16 protein-coding genes and 1 tRNA gene are annotated in these 16,863 nt (G+C 53.5%); 4 read left to right on the plus strand and 13 right to left on the minus strand.

Annotated features, from left to right (window positions below; genetic code table 11):
- Positions 1-12: 12 nt before the first annotated feature.
- A complete protein-coding gene (locus tag PGR23_RS12930; protein ID WP_045390560.1) occupies positions 13-1,392 on the plus strand; it encodes a glycoside hydrolase in 1,380 nt (459 codons plus the stop codon).
- 484 nt (positions 1,393-1,876) lie between these two features.
- On the opposite strand, the gene PGR23_RS12935 is transcribed toward PGR23_RS12930, so the two are convergent.
- The 11 genes from PGR23_RS12935 to PGR23_RS12985 form a co-directional block, all read right to left on the minus strand.
- Positions 1,877-2,599 carry a MurR/RpiR family transcriptional regulator gene (locus tag PGR23_RS12935; protein ID WP_015369125.1) on the minus strand — a complete coding sequence of 241 codons (723 nt, stop codon included), beginning with the start codon at positions 2,597-2,599 and terminating at the stop codon, positions 1,877-1,879.
- Positions 2,600-2,670: 71 nt separating this feature from the next.
- Entirely contained in the window at positions 2,671-3,345 is a 675-nt protein-coding gene (locus PGR23_RS12940; protein WP_047078202.1) for a D-lyxose/D-mannose family sugar isomerase, read from the minus strand.
- Complete coding sequence (locus PGR23_RS12945; RefSeq protein ID WP_396279304.1) at positions 3,342-4,259, minus strand: ROK family protein; 918 nt, start codon at positions 4,257-4,259, stop codon at positions 3,342-3,344. The genes PGR23_RS12940 and PGR23_RS12945 overlap by 4 nt, the downstream gene beginning before the upstream one ends.
- Before the next feature lie 49 nt (positions 4,260-4,308).
- A complete protein-coding gene (locus tag PGR23_RS12950; RefSeq protein ID WP_045386571.1) occupies positions 4,309-5,169 on the minus strand; it encodes a ketose-bisphosphate aldolase in 861 nt (286 codons plus the stop codon).
- An 80-nt stretch (positions 5,170-5,249) separates the two neighbouring features.
- Positions 5,250-6,101, minus strand: a complete 852-nt coding sequence (locus PGR23_RS12955) for a class II fructose-bisphosphate aldolase (RefSeq protein ID WP_047078204.1) — start codon at positions 6,099-6,101, stop codon at positions 5,250-5,252.
- A gap of 11 nt (positions 6,102-6,112) precedes the next feature.
- Entirely contained in the window at positions 6,113-7,204 is a 1,092-nt protein-coding gene (locus PGR23_RS12960) for a PTS fructose transporter subunit IIC (RefSeq protein ID WP_015369120.1), read from the minus strand.
- Positions 7,205-7,227: 23 nt separating this feature from the next.
- Positions 7,228-7,542: a PTS fructose transporter subunit IIB gene (locus tag PGR23_RS12965; protein ID WP_015369119.1), complete on the minus strand. Its 315-nt coding sequence runs from the start codon at positions 7,540-7,542 to the stop codon at positions 7,228-7,230.
- A gap of 21 nt (positions 7,543-7,563) precedes the next feature.
- Positions 7,564-8,034, minus strand: a complete 471-nt coding sequence (locus tag PGR23_RS12970) for a PTS sugar transporter subunit IIA (protein WP_213293131.1) — start codon at positions 8,032-8,034, stop codon at positions 7,564-7,566.
- 10 nt (positions 8,035-8,044) lie between these two features.
- Positions 8,045-9,616, minus strand: coding sequence for a BglG family transcription antiterminator (locus PGR23_RS12975; RefSeq protein WP_047078207.1), 1,572 nt, complete (start codon positions 9,614-9,616; stop codon positions 8,045-8,047).
- A gap of 267 nt (positions 9,617-9,883) precedes the next feature.
- On the minus strand, positions 9,884-12,202 hold the full coding sequence (gene yicI / locus PGR23_RS12980; protein ID WP_396279303.1) for an alpha-xylosidase: 2,319 nt from the start codon (positions 12,200-12,202) through the stop codon (positions 9,884-9,886).
- Positions 12,203-12,214: 12 nt separating this feature from the next.
- A complete protein-coding gene (locus PGR23_RS12985; protein ID WP_047066665.1) occupies positions 12,215-13,609 on the minus strand; it encodes a glycoside-pentoside-hexuronide family transporter in 1,395 nt (464 codons plus the stop codon).
- Positions 13,610-13,901: 292 nt separating this feature from the next.
- Between PGR23_RS12985 and PGR23_RS12990 the strand changes: the two genes are divergently transcribed.
- Both PGR23_RS12990 and PGR23_RS12995 read left to right on the plus strand, forming a co-directional pair.
- Positions 13,902-13,996, plus strand: a tRNA-Sec gene (locus tag PGR23_RS12990).
- A gap of 113 nt (positions 13,997-14,109) precedes the next feature.
- Positions 14,110-14,676, plus strand: a complete 567-nt coding sequence (locus tag PGR23_RS12995) for a DUF6680 family protein (protein WP_289577798.1) — start codon at positions 14,110-14,112, stop codon at positions 14,674-14,676.
- Positions 14,677-14,691: 15 nt separating this feature from the next.
- Here the strand turns inward: PGR23_RS12995 and PGR23_RS13000 are convergent, their stop codons facing one another.
- Positions 14,692-14,886: a toxin-antitoxin system HicB family antitoxin gene (locus PGR23_RS13000; protein ID WP_015703844.1), complete on the minus strand. Its 195-nt coding sequence runs from the start codon at positions 14,884-14,886 to the stop codon at positions 14,692-14,694.
- A 136-nt stretch (positions 14,887-15,022) separates the two neighbouring features.
- On the opposite strand from PGR23_RS13000, the gene PGR23_RS13005 reads away from it, so the two are divergent.
- The gene (locus PGR23_RS13005) at positions 15,023-15,310 is read left to right on the plus strand and encodes a SymE family type I addiction module toxin (RefSeq protein WP_396279302.1); all 288 of its coding nucleotides are present in this window, start codon (positions 15,023-15,025) and stop codon (positions 15,308-15,310) included.
- Between the two features lie 104 nt (positions 15,311-15,414).
- Here PGR23_RS13005 and PGR23_RS13010 read toward each other — a convergent pair whose 3' ends face one another.
- Positions 15,415-16,611: a hypothetical protein gene (locus tag PGR23_RS13010; protein ID WP_015703847.1), complete on the minus strand. Its 1,197-nt coding sequence runs from the start codon at positions 16,609-16,611 to the stop codon at positions 15,415-15,417.
- Between the last annotated feature and the right edge of the window lie 252 nt (positions 16,612-16,863).

Consider the following 16,863-nt stretch of genomic DNA (forward strand, 5'->3'; position numbering starts at 1 on the left):
TGGGAGTAATGTATGAAATTAACCGTATTAGGCGGGGGCGGCGTACGCTCTGCATTTCTGGCGAAGTCGCTGGCTTATAACGCGCACCGCATTGGTTTAACGGAAGTGGTATTTCAGGATAGCTCAGCGGAGAATTTATCGCTATTTGGTGAAATCGCCCGCTATGTATTTAATACCATTCGCCCGGATATTCATTTTACTACCACCAGCGATCCGATTGCCGCGCTGCAGGGTACCCATTACGTGATTACCACGCTGCGCGTCGGCGGCGATGAGAGCCGCATCCGCGACGAGCGGATTGCGCTGGAGCATAACACGCTGGGCCAGGAGACCACCGGCGCAGGCGGTTTTGCCATGGCGATGCGCTCGATCCCGGCGATCCTGCGCTACTGTCAGTTGATCGAGGAACACGCCGACAAAGACGCGATCCTGTTTAACTTTACCAATCCGTCCGGGCTGGTTACCGAGGCGATTATCAAATCCGGTTTCAAACGCCGGGTGTACGGGATTTGCGATGCGCCGTCGGAGCTCATCCGCGAGCTGCCGGAGATCCTCAGCTGCGACCCGCACGACCTGAGCGTGGAATGCTACGGCTTAAACCACTTTTCCTGGTTTACGCATTTCACCGTGCGCGGGGAAGATGTTACCGCCCAGTTGGTCGCCAACCCGGATTTGTATCGCAAAACGGCGATGCAGTACTTCTCGCCGGAGCTGGTCAAACTGTGCGATAACCAGTTGCTCAACGAGTATCTCTATTACTACTACTATCGCGAAGTGGCGCTACGAGCGATTCAACAGGCGCCGGAGACCCGCGGCGAGCAGATTGCCCGTATCAACCACGATATGCGTCAGGAGCTAAGCGGCGTGGATGTTAAAGCGGATCCGCAGGCGGCCTTTACCATCTGGATGAAGCACTACCTGCGCCGCGAAAACAGCTATATGCAGAACGAGTCGCAGCAGGAAAAATTCCATACTCGCGAGCCGTTAACGTTGCGGCAGTTTATCGAAGAGCCGGATACCGGCGGCTACGCCGGGGTGGCGCTGGATATTCTGGAGGCGGTCAACAGCACCACCACCAAACGCATTGTGGTGTCGATACAGAATAACGACACGCTCGATTTTTTACGCCCCGACGATGTAATTGAAATCAGCTGCGATCTGAGCAAAGAGGGTCTTAAGCCAGTGACGCCGGTTAAGGTACCGACGGCGCAGAAAAATATGATTGCCAGCGTGAAGGAGTATGAACGGCTGGCGGTGGCGGCGATTCTGCAGCAGGACAAATCGCTGGCGGTAAGGGCGTTAATGGCTCATCCGCTGGTCGGTTCATATTCGCTGGCGAAGAGGCTGGTTGCGGCCTATCTCGACGATGAACAGTTCGCCGGGTGGCGGTAACGAGTTCACGCTCGATTGAGTAGATACTGTTATCGATTTGCAACTTTTTCGCTTGAGAAAACGTTTATCGCATGTCGCTTCAGAGGACATTGCGCTCCCGGTTGATTTTTATGCAATATGTTTTCCGTGGCGCAGTGAGCGCACAGGGGGCGGCCAGTCGCCGCCGCCCCCTGTACCCCCGGGCTTTGGCCGCCAAAATCGCCGCTACGCGGTCCCCTCGACTTATCCCTGCAGGCTTCGGGTCGGGCCGAGGCTGCGTCCCTGCAAATCACGGCCCTCAGCCCGCATCCATGCGGGCTGCCCCGGCCTTCCGGGAACGTCTCAGCGATTTTGAGGCCATCAGCACTGGCAGTTTCAGCCAGCGTGGTGAAGACATTAAAGGCAGGTCGCACGGACTGTAGGCCGGGTAAGGCGTAGCCGCCACCCGGCGCAAAAGCGGCTCCTTATCCGCGGATATTGCCCGGCGGCGCTACGCTTAGCGGGGCTACCTATTGCTACGTACGCTGGTAAACCACATTTTTAACAACCGCTCAAAGCCCAATATGCAGTAGCCAAAAAACGGGTTGCTCCAGTAAATATCATCGTCAAACTTCTGCGGGTCGTGAATAATAAACGCCGTATTCGCGGCCTGCGCCAGCGGGCTTTGATAATCGCCGGTAAAGCAAACCAGGTTTATCTCCTTACCTTCCAGCGCCTTAACCCAATTTAACGCCGAACTGCTGCGTCCGGATTTCGAAATGATCCAGATAGAATCAAAGCGGGCAGCGTTTTTTTGCTCAAGGATTTCGTAATCGGGCCACAGCGCCAGGCTGGCGTTCACGCCGGTAACGAGAAACTTATTATAAATATACTGGGCGATCAGCTGCGAAAAGCCGCTGCCGTGGATCAAAATACGCTGCTGCTCAAGGCCTGCCAGCAGCGGCGTCAGCGCCTCCGCTGGCTGAATGCTCATATAATCAATATCGTTGGTGACATCGAGTTTTGGCATGGTGATATTGAACTTGATGAAATAGACCAGCTCCAGCCAGCCGCTGAACTTAAGCTTCTTCGCCAGCCGCACCAGCGAAGAAGGATTACTGTAGCAGCGCTCCGCGACTGTGCGGATCCCTTCACGGATACACAGCTGCGGGTCATTCTGAATAAAACGCAGCACGGTCATTTCGGTTTTACTCAACTTCACGTCACGAAAGATATTTTCTAAGTCCATTACGGGCTCCTCTCAGCGGCAGATTACGCTACCACCGGAGGGCAAATCGGTCTGTGGGATGGCTCTCAACGTCACTGCCGGTATTCACTGCACAGCAGCCATCTTGCAGGTTCATCTTCCTCAATGGAGGGAAAGCGCCCGCCCGCTTCGAGAAAACGATTATCCGTATGGTCGTCATTAACCATTGAAATCTCCCAACCCATCACTATCCCTTTTTCGGCCCAGAAGCGATGATAGAGGCCCACCGGTAGACAGACGCTCTGCCCCGGATGCAGCACCAGCGTCTCAGCGGGTTTCAGCGTACGCTGGCAGCCATCGATCATCACGCTAACATGGCGCTGTTGGTCTAACTGTTCGTCCTGCGTCGCCCAGGCCAGTTGCATGCAGAGGTCGCCGCCGCCGCGGTTAATGATGTCCTCCATTTTGTGGTAATGGAAATGCCAGGGGGTTTGCTGATCTTGCTGAATCTGCAACATTTTTTCCGCATAGGGTTTGGTATAACGCGGGTCGGATAAGGAACCGTTGCGTAACGTCAACAGCGTAAGGCCCGTTTCGCGAAAGCAACCGCTGGCGAAATCCGTCACATCCCATCCAAGCTGTAGATCCTGGACTTCATGCCAACCTTCATGCCGCTTCTGCGGCCAGATTGATGCCGTAAAGTGGGCAAATTCCGGCAGGCTGATGCGAAAAGTTTCGGCCATCGCCAGCGCTTTATCTATCGCATAGTTAATCTGGGAACGTTTCATGGTTTAACTCCGCTTCGCACGGCAAGCCAGGCAGCGCCGCGCATACCGCTACTGTCGCCATGCCGCGCAGAAATGATAGGGGTAGAAAAATGGTCGGTGAAGACCAACGGGGCGACCGCCGATGGTAAATCCGCTACCAGCTGCGGCGCGTTGGATAAACCGCCGCCCAACACAATCACGCCGGGATCGATGATATTGACAATAGTCGCCAGCGTCCGCGCCAACTGTTGACGAAAGCGATGGATCTGATGGCAAGCGGCGGATTCTCCCGCCTGCGCGCGGGCGAGAATCTGCTCGCTCGACAAACGCTCTCCGCTGAGCTGTCGATAGCGTTCACGTAGCCCCGTTGCGGAAATAAAAGACTCCACACAGTTAAATCTGCCGCAATAACAACGTGTCGGCGGCCCATCCTCCTCAGGAGAATAGCCAGGCAAGGCGATATGCCCGCACTCTGCGGCAATACCTGAGGCGCCGACGAAAGGCTGCCGCTCCAGGGTAATACCACCTCCGCAGCCGGTCCCTAACGTCATGCCGAAAACCGATGAAAACCCTTCTCCGGCGCCATCGCATGCTTCTGATAAGGCGAAACAATTGCCATCGTTGGCTAACACCACCGGCTGACCGAGCGCCTGTTCAAGCGCATCCTGTAAACGATAGCCGTTAATTACCTGAATGTTGGCGTTACGAATGGCGCCATGCTGTGGCGAAACGCTACCCGGCAACGCGATGCCAATAGCCATCGGCGTTCCCGTCCGCGCGCGAATATCGGCAACGAAATCCACGATGCACGATATAAATGCCTGACGGTTTTCTTTCCGTGTTGCGCGGCGGTAACGCCCCCGCTCCCGTCCCTGCTCATCCATCACGACGGCGGCGATTTTCGTCCCACCGACATCCAGTCCGAGGTAATTCATCTTTGCCTCCTGCCGATTGGAAGGCGGGCGTACCCGCCTTCCGACTGGGTCAATACAAGCTTGCTTTGCCGGTGGAACCAAACAACTTCATTTTGTGGCGAATAACTTCACGTGCGGCATTAATCGGTTCCGGATAAATCACATTCGGATCCCACCAGCTCTCTTTACTTAAAATTTCACGTACTTTCAGGAAGTAGGCGTGTTTCATATCGCTGGAGATATTGATTTTCCCGACTCCGAGCGTGACCGCCTCGGCAATTTCCGCATCCGGATTGGCGGAGCCGCCGTGCAACACCAGCGGAATCGACACTCGTCCGGCAATATCGCGCAGGATGTGCATCTGCAGTTCAGGCTGCATCCCTTTTGGATAGATGCCGTGCGCGGTACCAATCGCCACCGCCAGCGTGTCGACGCCGGTACGCGTGACAAAATCCTGCGCCTGCGCCGGGTCGGTATAAGTCACTTTCGACACTCCGCCCTCTACAGACGTTCCCGTTTGGCCGATGGTCCCCAGTTCACCTTCGACAGAGACGCCAACCGCATGCGCCAGCCTGACCACTTCCCGAGTTAGAGCGACGTTTTCTTCATAGGGCAGCAGCGACCCATCGATCATCACCGAGGTAAAACCGCACTGGATCGCACGCAGCACATGCTCCACCGAGGCGCCATGATCGAGATGTAATGTAAACGGCACCCGGCTACGCTGGGTGATATCCCGCACGTAGCTAAAAAAGGAATCGCCGACAAAGTCGTGCTCGCTGGGGTGAATTGAAATGATGGCGGGAGTATTTGTCGCTTCCGCCTCTTCCACGACGGCGCGAATAAAGCAGCTGTCCGCAACGTTAAATGCGCCGATAGCAAAGCCGTGTTCACGAGTCGGTTTAAGTATTTCTTGCATGGAAACTAACATGGTCTTCTCCAGTTTCAGGGTGTAGTTCGCCCTGCCAGGGCGAATATGCGCTGGCATAAAGGGCGTGACTGATAAGTGAATCAGGCGCGGTTTATCGCGCCGGATGCTTGTAAGTAAGGGACGATAGCTTCAGCGCTGGCGTGTTCCATCACCGCCATGGCATCGGCCAGTTCAATAGAGCTGTCATGGCAAAGGGTATGGAGTAGTGCGGCTTTACCTGCCTCAAACACCGCCGCGCCGACATTAATCTTCGCCACGCCAAATGCCGGGCAGCAGGCAAGCTGATCAAATGGCGTGCCGCTGCCGCCGTGCAGGGCCAAGGGCACCGAAGAGGCTCGCTGCACCTGCGCCAGACGGTCAAAGTCCAGCGCGGGCGTGACCCCAGGCGCATACATGCCGTGGGCCGTGCCGACGGAGACCGCCAGTAAGTCGATACCGGTTTGCTCGATAAACGGAGCGACGTCCTCAGGTTGCGTCATCAGGTCGGCGTTCGTCGCAGAGTCATAGCGCGGAGCATCCGCCAGATGCCCCAATTCCCCTTCAACACACAGCCCGATGCTGGCAGCCAGAGTGGTGACTTCGCGGGTCTGGCGGATATTTTCCGCAAGTGGAAATGCAGAAGCATCAATCATCAACCCGCTGAATCCAGCGCGAAAAGCCTGACGGATCTTCACCGGTTCTTTCCCATGATCGAGACTCAAGGTCACGGGAACGCTGGCCTCTTCGGCAAGGGTCCTGACCACCGCCATCGCCGTCGCTGGAGGGAAATGCGCCAGATGGCCCTGATAGAGATTGAGAATAATCGGCGCGCGGTATTTTTCCGCCACGCGTACCGCGGCGCGGGCACTCTCCAGATTCATACAGTTAATCGCCAGCAGGGCATACTGTTCACGCCAGGCTTTCTCAACCATCTGCTTCATATCGGCAAACATAGGGCCTCCGTTTACTCAAGGGTAAAGGTGATTTCATCATCGGCGACTTTTTGGTCGCTCAGTTCATCAAACTCTTCATCACGCTCCGTGACCGGTTTTTTCCATAGCGACAACATCACGCCGCAGATAACCGTCCCAATCGCCAGCGCCAGACAAAACAGCAGTGGATGGGTGAATAGCGGCACCACAAACATACCGCCATGTGGCACCGGGCTTTCCACGCCCCAGGTCATAATCAAGCCGCCTGCCACCGCTGAAGCCACGACGCAGGATCCCACCACCCGCAGCAGATCGCGGGCCGCGATAGGGATCACCCCTTCGGTGATCATGCAAATACCCATCGGGAAGGCGGCCTTTAACGCTTCACTTTCGGCACGGGTATATTTATGGCGGGTCAGAAGGAAGGACAACGTAATACCGAACGGCGGGATCATGGAGCCGACAAACTTGACCGCCTCCGGCCCATAGACCCCGCTCACCAGCAAGCCATCGGCGAATAACGACATGGTTTTATTCACCGGCCCGCCAAAATCAAAGGTGGCCATCGCGCCAAGAATGGCCCCCAACAGGAATCGTGAACCGCCCTGCATCGACTCCAACAGATGAATCAAGGCCTCCTGCAGCCAGGCAATCGGCTTGCCTATCAGGGTCATCATCAACAGACCGCTGATAATGGTGCTTAATACCGGCAACACCATAATGGGCATCAGCCCTTGCATCGATTTTGGCAATCGAACGTAATGCTTTAACAGCAGCACCGTATAACCCACCAGGAAACCGCCCAGCATCCCGCCGATGAAACCGGTGTGGATTTGCCCGCAGACAAACCCAACTATCAGACCTGGGGCAAAACCGGGTCTGTCGGCGATTGAATATGCAATCGCCGCGCAGATGAGCGGGACGATGAGCCCCATCCCCCAACCGCCGATTTGATTCAACATCCACGGAATGGTGCCGACTTTCTCGGCGACATTGGTACCGCCCAGGACCTGACCGAGGGCAATGCAGATCCCGGCGGCAACAATCAGCGGTATCATCCATGAAATACCCGTTAACAAATGCTTTTTAATTTCCTGCGAAACAGGTGGTTTATTCTCACTCATGGTAGATCCCTCCAGAATAAGGATCAGGCATTAGCTAAGGATTTCTCGACCTTTTCGATAAACTGAATCGGTGACTTAATAACGACCTCCGTTTTCACGCGGACAATTCGTTTGTTTTTAAAACGCTCTTCGCCTTTAATTTTCACATCAACGGCAAGAATAACGACATCGGCGGCAGCGATATCTTCAGTTGTCAGTTCATTCTCAGTACCTATTGTTCCCTGAGTTTCAACTTTGACATTGTGGCCCAGCGCTTTCGCGCCTTTCATTAACTTCTCACGTGCGATATAAGTATGAGCAATACCCGCCGTACAGGCGGCAACACAGACAATATTCATCTCAGACTCCAATAGTTATTGTTAGTAAACATCCGATTCAGCATATTGACTAAAGAGATCAATAATCTTCTGCGGACTGGTTTCTTCGAGCAATTGCGCAATAATGTCATCATCGGCCAACGCTCCAGCGACCTGGGAGAGTAAGCGGATATGGGTGGTATTTTGGTCTTCCAGACGGACGGCAAATAAAATAATGCAACGAACCTGGCTTCCATCGAGCGTTTCCCAGGCAATATCCTGGCGAGTACGACCAATGGCGAGCGTAGTATTCAGCACCGCGGATGATTTCCCATGAGGAATAGCGATGTGATTCTCAAATCCGGTCGAACCTTCCGATTCACGCTGCCAAACGTCCTTAATAAACGTTTCGCGACAGCTTATGGCCCCATCTTTCTGCAGCAGATCGGTTAATTCTTCAATAACTTCACTTTTAGTCGTGGCCTTCATATCCAGCAATACACGCTTAGTATTTAAAATTCGGCTGATGTCCATATTATTTACCTCATGGATATAAAATTTCATTGCTGGCAGTTGATGTTGCAGCATGGTGTAATTTCTCGGTGATAACTTTTTCTGTCACCCGCTTAATATCGGCATCGTTAAAAAAAGCCGTGACATAGACTACCGGTAACGCAATCTCCGGTAGATGAATAGTCGAAATGACCAGTTCAATATCATCCTGTCGCTGTAGCGTATGTAGGCTACCCGCTGGCAGTACGCCGACGATGGTCCAGTCAGGAAAGGCCCTGAGGACCCGGCTTTTCAACAGATGCGAAGTACCAATCCCGGTCGAACACACCAACAGAACTCGCTTTCTGGCCACCTGCCTCTCCATCGCGGCCTGGAAATGCACGGTTAAATAACCCACTTCATCTTCCGAAACCGCGTTCTCGCCCCAGGCGGCAAATACCTGATTCACCACCCGCAGAGTTAATGGCCACACCTCTGTTAATTCACCCTTGATATCTTCCAGCAGCGGATTACGGATATAGATACGATAATTCAGCCGGTTAAGCAGCGGCTTAATATGAATGAGCAGCCCTTCATATAACGCGGTGTCATGCGTAAGATCGATATCAACCACCGAGGAAAACAGGGCGATCAGCCGGGAGGTGATTTGCCGGGCCTCATCGCTGGAATGTATATTGCGCAGCATGCTGACATCATCACGTTCTTCCACCAGCATGCCGGACGAAATAATGTATTGATAAATAAACCAGCTTTCGTCCTCTGGTAAAGGATGGGCAATGCGGGCCTCAATTTTTTGCAGCATATTCTGCGCGATACGAAAGATGGACTCATCAAATAACGGATGTCCCTGTTCCCGGCGCGGTAAGGCATTGCCGCGGGTTATGCGATACATCATAATCAGGATATGGGTGAAGATATTGACGTAATATGGCTCGCCTAGCGACCAACTTAATTTTCGTTCCATATCCTGAAGAAGCGACTGCACAAAGATGACATCTTCTTCACCAAAATAATGCACCAGGGCCTTATAGCTACCACTATCCAGACGGGAGTGAATAATATTTCCTGGTTCATTATGGTTAATAACACCATTAATTAATAAGGCCATAGCCTGGCGAACATGTGATTCACTCCCCTCAATATGAGTGCCGCTCTGGCTACGAATAAGCATCAGACCCAGTGGCCTAATCCATGATTCGATCACTTTTAAATCATTTACAATCGAGGCGCTGCTAATAAAATAACGTTCAGACAATTTACTGATCGATGTTTCGCGCGGCGTTTCACTTAATAACTGAGAAGCAATTTTCACACGCCGGGAATTATTCATCATGGCATCTGTATCATCACTTTCGCTACTGAGTAACTGGTCTAATTGCAACAGATCGGCGACGTTATCAGCCAATAGCATGACGCCCGCGCCGGCACGTTTATCAATACTGATTTTCCAGTCAGAGAGCCATTGTTCAAGAAAACGTAAGTCACGCTGAACTGTTTTTTCTGAAACATTTAAGTATTCAGCCATTTTTAATAACGTAACGTATTCTCGTTTAGGCAGGAGAAATTTTAATAATCTGTTCTGTCGCGAGGTAACCATTTGCATTATTTACCCTTATTGCATAGCAGATTAATGCCAATAAGATATCGCTATACGACGCGATCTCTATGAAAATCATTGAGGATAAATATAGGGAGACGGGGGGTAAACAACAATACTAAATCGTGTCCGGATATCCGGACAGAAATAAGACAAGACAGAGAAATGACCGATATTTATAAGTCAGATCACATTTCAGTCATTAATATACGTGATAACGATCTCAAATTCGCAGAAAGAATAACTCCCGCGATATGCTGCGGGAGTTGTTATTTATAGCGTAATCGTCAGCGCATTGCCCTGGGCGCTCACCACCACGCCCAGTTCGCTGCCCGCCTGCGTCCCACCCTGCACGCCCGCTATCTGCGGGATATTGCGCAGACACAGCGTCCAGCCGCGGGCTTCGCCTTCGCCGCTCACGGTAATGGTGTTGCCCTGGCGCTTCGCCTTCAGAGTGAAGATCGCGGAACCGTCGGCCGCCGGAACCTGACAGACCGTTTCATTGCCATCGCCAAGCTGGAACAGCTGGAAGGCGGTGCCTTCATGCCAGGCATAATCGGGTTTCTGGTCGTTGTTGCCCAGCGCCAGCAGGGTGTTGTCACGAACGTAGACCGGCAGACTCAGCACATCGTGACGCTGCTTATGCCAGCGGCTACCCGGCAATTCATCGTTATGCCACAGATGCGTCCAGCGCCCTTCCGGCAGATAAAACTGCACCTCGCCCGCTTCGGAGAACACCGGCGCCACCAGGACCGAATCGCCCAGCATATACTGGCGGTCGAGATAGTCGCAGGCGGGATCGTCGGGGAACTCGAGCATCATCGAGCGCAACATCGGAGTGCCGAACTCGTTGGCCAGCGCCGCCTGGCGATAGAGATACGGCATCATGCGGCATTTCAACTGCGTGAAGTGGCGCACCACGTCACAGGACTCTTCGTCGTAGGCCCACGGCACACGATAGGATTTGCTGCCGTGCAGGCGGCTGTGGCTGGAGAGCAGGCCAAAGGCGCACCAGCGCTTATAAACGTGGGCTGGCGCGGTGTTTTCGAAACCGCCGATATCGTGACTCCAGAAGCCGAAGCCGGACATGCCGATCGACAGCCCGCCGCGCAGGCTTTCCGCCATCGATTCGTAGTTGGCGTAGCAGTCGCCGCCCCAGTGCACCGGGAACTGCTGCGCCCCCACCGAGGCGGAGCGGGCGAACAGCACCGCCTCCTGCTCGCCGACGGTCTCTTTCAGCACCTTCCACACCAGCTCGTTATAGATGAATGCGTAGTGGTTGTGCATTTTCTGTGGGTCGGAACCGTCAAACCACTGCACGTCGGTCGGGATACGCTCGCCGAAGTCGGTCTTGAAGCAGTCGACCCCCATCGCCACCAGGCCTTTTAACTTGTCGGCGTACCACTGGCAGGCTTCCGGGTTGGTGAAGTCATAAATCGCCAGCCCCGGCTGCCACTTATCCCACTGCCACAGCGAACCGTCCGGGCGCTTCAGCAGGTAGCCTTTCTCTTTGAGCTCCTTGAACACCGGCGAGCGCTGGCCGATGTAAGGGTTGATCCACACGCAGACCTTCAGCCCTTTCGCCTTCAGACGCTTGATCATCCCCTCCGGGTCCGGGAAAGTTAGCGGATCCCATTCAAAATCGCACCACTGGAAGGCCTTCATCCAGAAGCAGTCGAAGTGGAAGACGTGCAGCGGCAGATGGCGCTCGGCCATACCGTCGATAAAGCTATTTACAGTCGCTTCGTCATAGTTGGTGGTGAACGAGGTCGTCAGCCACAGACCGAACGACCATGCCGGCGGCAGCGCCGGGCGGCCGGTGAACTGGGTATAGCGGTTAAGCACCGCTTTCGGCGTCGGGCCGTCGATCACGAAGTACTCGAGGTGTTCGCCTTCAACGCTGAACTGGACTTTAGAGACTTTCTCCGAGCCCACCTCGAAAGAGACGCGCTGCGGGTGATTCACCAGCACGCCATAGCCACGGTTGGTCAGGTAGAACGGGATGTTCTTGTAGGATTGCTCGGTGCTGGTGCCGCCGTCTTCGTTCCAGGTTTCTACCGTCTGGCCGTTGCGCACCAGCGCGGTAAAGCGCTCGCCGAGGCCGTAGACGGTTTCGCCGACGCCGAGGTCGAGGCGCTCAAACATGTAGTTGCGCTGGGTCTTACTATCCTGCACGTAGCCATTGTTTTTCAGTTGGCTACCGGTGATACGCACGCCGTCGCGCAGAAAATCCAGCGCCCAGAATTCACCTTTAGTCACCCGCACGCTGAGGCTGCCGCTTTTCAGCTCGGCGAACTCTGCCGTATTTTCTATTTCGACATGGACGTCTTTCTGCACGCTCAGCGGATAGTGCGGACCGTTATCCAGCGCGCCCTGAAAGTGCTCCATGCGCACGCCGATTATCCCTTCCTGAGGCGAGAAAAAGCGCAGGGTGAACAATGGCGTATCCAGCTGCCAGGCGCGTTCGCGGACATCGCGCGGCGCGGCATAAACCACCATTTCATTCCCCTGCTGCTCCACCTCGTAAACCTGTACGGGTTGGATCAGGTTGAGCCCTGGTTGAATGAGCCAGTTTCCATCACTGATTTTCATTAAAACGTCCTCTTAGTTTTGCCATTCTTTGTCGATCGGGGCTGCCGTGAATTCTTGTTCGTTGCGACGCGCGCCCTGGGCCAGCTCGGCCATCATTTTTTTCAGGAACGGCGTTTTTAACGTGTAGTAGCGTTTGGCGATTACCGCGCTCAGCAGGTAGCACACCGCCGGAACGAGGGTGAACAAGGCGATAATGATGGTGAGGGTGGCACTGTTCTGGGTTTTAGCGGCGGCGTCATAGCCGCCGCCGGCCAGCATCCAGCCGATCAGCGCGCCGCCCAGCGCCAGCCCCAACTTGAGCACAAACAGGGTGCCGGCGAAGCTGATGCCGGTCAGGCGTTTGCCGTTGCACCATTCGCCGTAGTCGACGGTGTCGGACATCATCACCCACTGGATTGGCGTCACCAGCTGGTGCAGTACGCCAATGACGAAGATAAAGGCAAACATGGTGATTTCGGCGTCCATCGGTACGAAGAACATCGCCACGCTGAGCACCGCCAGGAGGGCGTTAGTCCACCAGAAGACGCTGACTTTGCATTTCCAATCGGTCAGCGGCTTCGCCAGCGCCGAGCCAATCAGGTTGCCGACGCAGTAGGTGGTGAGGAAGACGGTGAACAGCGCCGCCGAGCCCATGATCCAGGTGGTGTAGTACATCATCGCGCCACCGCGAACGCAGACCGCGAGGATATTGAGGATGGTGAGCACGCCGACCACCCGCCACTGGTCATTGCGCCAGATATCGCGCAGGTCTTCACGCATCGAGGTACTGCTCGGCGGCGCTTCGACACGCTCTTTGGTGGTGAAAAAACAGAAGGCCAGCATCAGGAAGGCGACCACCGAGAGCACCGCAATGCCACCCTGGAAGCCCAGCGCTTTATTTTCGCCGCCGATAAAGTTGACCAGCGGCATCATCAGCACGGTGGAGAGCATGCCCCCCGCCGTCGCCAGCACGAAGCGCCAGGACTGCAGCGAGATGCGCTGCGTCGGGTTATCGGTGATCACGCCGCCGAGCGCGCAGTAGGGGATATTCACCACGGTGTAGAGCAGGGTCAGCAGCGTGTAGGTCACGGCGGCGTAGATCAGCTTGCCGTTGTGGCTTAAATCCGGCGAACTGTAGGCCAGCACGCAGACGAGACCGAACGGGATAGCGCCGAAGAGGATCCACGGGCGGAACTTACCCCAACGGCTGCGGGTACGGTCGGCAAGCAGGCCCATGCACGGGTCGGAAATCGCATCCAGCGCCCGCGCCAGCAGGAACATGGTACCGACAAATCCGGCGGGGATACCGAAAATATCGGTGTAGAAAAACATCATGTATAACATGACGTTATCAAAAATGATGTGGCTGGCGGCGTCACCCATACCGTAGCCGATTTTCTCTTTGACGGACAGAATATGATCTTTCATTTGCGCACTATTCCCTTAGCGGCACCGCGGATTGGTACCGGTTACGGTTTTTTTAAACCTTTGGCGCAGTAAGATGAATTGCGATATCTCGTTATCAAATTACGTTTCTTGTTTTCTGTGATCGCGGTAGCCCGAAAGAGTGTGAAAAAGTGTAACCCATGGATTTTGAACGGATTTGTCTCAGACTGTTCTGCAAAGTCCAGTTTTAACAGTAAAAAAGTGCGTTTAGGTATGTGGTAAATGCCTGAAAGTAGCTATAATGCGCCCCGCCTCCATGTAGCAATCGAGGCGCGGAAGATCGTCATCTCCGGTGAGGTGGCTGGACTTCAAATCCAGTTGGGGCCGCCAGCGGTCCCGGGCAGGTTCAACTCCTGTGATCTTCCGCCAAGTTTTCCTTCTCTATCGGCCATTCGGCATATATTAAATATTCTATTGATAACTTACCCTATTGAATCCTTCGTTATTCTAACTTTATATCTCATAAAAATATGGATTCTAAAATGAGTTTAGTGCTATCCATCACAACGGTGATAGTGACTTTAATCAGCCCTGTAATTGCCATTCAAGTTCAGAAATTTATCGAAAGATATACTGATAAAAAGACACTTAAAATAGATATTTTTAAACAATTGATGGCCACTAGGTCGCAGAACGCAAGGCTATCAAATGAACATGTCAGAGCGCTCAATATGATCGATATTGCTTTTTACGGTCGGGTAAGGAAAGGACAAGCTAAAAGAAGCAAAGCAGAAAGTCAGGTAATATCAGCATGGAAGCTGTATTTCTCACATCTAAATACAACATATCCAAACAACGATAACGCCAGCGGCCTTATCTGGAATCAAAACAGCAATAATTTATTTGTAGATCTTCTTTCAGCCATTGCCAAAGATATTGGTTATGATTTTGAGCGCGTTCAGTTGCAAACCGCTATCTACTCGCCGATTGCACACGGTGAAATTGAAAATGATCAATTAAAAATAAGAAAGGGCCTGGCATCAATATTCTCTGATGATGGCGCTATAAAAATGGAGATCGTTGGTATTCCTAGTCGAACAGAAAGTTAAATCGATCGTTAAAGCTTACTTATCAGCAGTCTCAATGCCCAGCCTCTCCAGCTCCTTTCTTCCCAGGGTCTTGAGCCAGTTTCCCAAACTCATCCCTGCGTCTGCTGCTGCAGCCTCAAACTGCGCTTTTAGCTCCGGCGTTATCCGTATCTGGAAAGTGGGAGCTTTGCCGCATTTTGACTGATTGGTATCACGTTTGGCTGTTGACATGTACGTACCTAAAAGAGCAATGTATAACCATACAGGTACGTACCTAACCAGATTCCGTCCTGATCTTAAATCGCCCTCATCAGATACTCGCAATACCTGATGAGAGCTAACCTCACCAACTATCAAGGAGTTGATTATGGCTGATTTGCATTCTACCCCAGATATCACCGTTAGCGGAACCGAGCGTCAGCTGTTGGTTGGCTATCGGCCCAATGGCCGGGATACCAGTACACCAAGTCTTACCCTTTCCGGCAAGTGGCTGCGTGAAGCGGGATTCGATACCGGGAAGCCGGTCACGGTTAAGGTGATGGATGGCGGCATTGTATTGCTGCCTCTCAGCGATAAAGAAGAGAAGCTAACAGCCGAATTACGGCATATTCAACAATCGCTGAAAAGCGTCAACAGCACGTTGCAACATGCCTGATAGCGAGCAAGCCCCCGAGCGGCGGCTAGCGCCTTACCCGGGCTACCAGACGGCGCAGAACCGTAGCCCTGCTGAGCGCAGCGCGAGCAGGGAAAATTCCCGCCTCAGAAGTAATAACCAATATTAACGTTGGTGCGGAAGTACCATTTGCCGCTGCCCTCGGACTGGGTGCTGGTCCAGCCGGTGGCGTTCAGCGCGCCGCCCCACGGATTAACGTTCTTCGCCCAGCTGAGATCGACCCAGAACATCACCGGCAGAGCGAAGACCTGTACGCCAAGGGTGTTCATCTGCGAATCGCTCCAGCCGCTTTTATCTTTCCACAGCACGCTGTAGTCATTGTAAAAACGCAGCTTCGACACGCCGCCCCACTTCACATCAACATCGCGGGCGACGTTCAGCGACGCGGTCGTCGCTTTCGCCGGGATCAGGTAGGCCGGCGTCAGGCCGTTGCCGCCCATCAGAATCGTATCGTCGCTGACGCCCGCTGGGTTCTTCGGATCGTATTGGTAGCGAATCAGCTGCGAGGTCAGTTGCCACGGCCCGTTATGTAACATGCCGTGCACGCCTGCCGCCCAGAAGGTACCATCGTCGTCGGTCTCGCGGTTGTGCAACCGCGCCAGCGCCAGCGAGCCGCCCAGCTCGTTATTCCAGCCGCCGCCGTGAAAATCCCGCGCAATACGCACATTCACCTGGTCGCGCTTTTCATTATGCTGCTGATGCTGAGTCGGATAGATAGTGTTTTTTAGCCGATCGTAATCGCCAACGTCCGGCGCATAGCGCAAATTCTCCGGTTCCATCCACGGGAAATAGGCCACATCCAGCGACCAGTTATTATCGTGATATTGATAGTTCACGCCGCTACCGGCGCTCACGCCAAAGCCTAAATAAAACGGAATACCGTAGGACCAGCCAAATTGCGGATAAGGTTCAAGGCCAAATGGTTTGCCGGGGATCCCCAGTTGAATATTATTATTGTTGTCGAAGCGATACCCTACGTAAGCGCGGTCGATGGCGTATTTACGGTGATCCTGAAACCAGAACCCGGCATCAAAGAAATAATTATCATAGAAGCCGCTGCTGTCGATACGGAAGGTATCAAAACGCAGATGCGGCGGGTTGCGGTAATTACTGCCTTTCCAGTCCTCGTAGCGATAGTTCGCCCGCAGCGCGCCGCCGAAATCCAGCCCGGCGAGATTATCCGCGCTGCGCCAGCCGATATGCGGGAACGGCTTGCCGTCGTCCGCCAGCGCCAGCCCGCTGGTCGCGGCTGCCAGCAGCAGAGAAAGGAGTATTTTACGCATAGCACATCCCTCACTTTATTTTTATAAGCGATAAAAAACCGTCGATTAATATCGACTTATTATTTTGTCTCAGCGGTGAAACTCTTAATTAAATAGCATGATGATTTTATTTTTGTTCCAAATATGAAACTCTGTTTATTATTTGATAGCAGAAAAATCGCACGCAGGATGTCGGACGTCAAGGTATAAACCTTGAGCCATAACGCAATATTATTATTCTTCCGGAGTGATATTAATATTTGCGACATGGAG

The organism is Klebsiella sp. 141162, assembly GCF_050600755.1.
Lineage (GTDB): Bacteria > Pseudomonadota > Gammaproteobacteria > Enterobacterales > Enterobacteriaceae > Klebsiella > Klebsiella aerogenes.

Bases quoted from the DNA above. Each gene is read 5' to 3' on its own strand.
- PGR23_RS12945 (WP_396279304.1), bottom strand. From the start codon at position 4,259: ATGAATTACCTCGGACTGGATGTCGGTGGGACGAAAATCGCCGCCGTC.
- PGR23_RS13005 (WP_396279302.1), top strand. From the start codon at position 15,023: ATGGCTGATTTGCATTCTACCCCAGATATCACCGTTAGCGGAACCGAG.
- yicI (WP_396279303.1), bottom strand. From the start codon at position 12,202: ATGAAAATCAGTGATGGAAACTGGCTCATTCAACCAGGGCTCAACCTG.
- PGR23_RS12995 (WP_289577798.1), top strand. From the start codon at position 14,110: ATGAGTTTAGTGCTATCCATCACAACGGTGATAGTGACTTTAATCAGC.
- PGR23_RS12965 (WP_015369119.1), bottom strand. From the start codon at position 7,542: ATGAATATTGTCTGTGTTGCCGCCTGTACGGCGGGTATTGCTCATACT.
- PGR23_RS12935 (WP_015369125.1), bottom strand. From the start codon at position 2,599: ATGGACTTAGAAAATATCTTTCGTGACGTGAAGTTGAGTAAAACCGAA.
- PGR23_RS13000 (WP_015703844.1), bottom strand. From the start codon at position 14,886: ATGTCAACAGCCAAACGTGATACCAATCAGTCAAAATGCGGCAAAGCT.
- PGR23_RS12955 (WP_047078204.1), bottom strand. From the start codon at position 6,101: ATGTTTGCCGATATGAAGCAGATGGTTGAGAAAGCCTGGCGTGAACAG.
- PGR23_RS12985 (WP_047066665.1), bottom strand. From the start codon at position 13,609: ATGAAAGATCATATTCTGTCCGTCAAAGAGAAAATCGGCTACGGTATG.
- PGR23_RS13010 (WP_015703847.1), bottom strand. From the start codon at position 16,611: ATGCGTAAAATACTCCTTTCTCTGCTGCTGGCAGCCGCGACCAGCGGG.
- PGR23_RS12950 (WP_045386571.1), bottom strand. From the start codon at position 5,169: ATGTTAGTTTCCATGCAAGAAATACTTAAACCGACTCGTGAACACGGC.
- PGR23_RS12970 (WP_213293131.1), bottom strand. From the start codon at position 8,034: ATGGACATCAGCCGAATTTTAAATACTAAGCGTGTATTGCTGGATATG.
- PGR23_RS12940 (WP_047078202.1), bottom strand. From the start codon at position 3,345: ATGAAACGTTCCCAGATTAACTATGCGATAGATAAAGCGCTGGCGATG.
- PGR23_RS12960 (WP_015369120.1), bottom strand. From the start codon at position 7,204: ATGAGTGAGAATAAACCACCTGTTTCGCAGGAAATTAAAAAGCATTTG.
- PGR23_RS12930 (WP_045390560.1), top strand. From the start codon at position 13: ATGAAATTAACCGTATTAGGCGGGGGCGGCGTACGCTCTGCATTTCTG.
- PGR23_RS12975 (WP_047078207.1), bottom strand. From the start codon at position 9,616: ATGCAAATGGTTACCTCGCGACAGAACAGATTATTAAAATTTCTCCTG.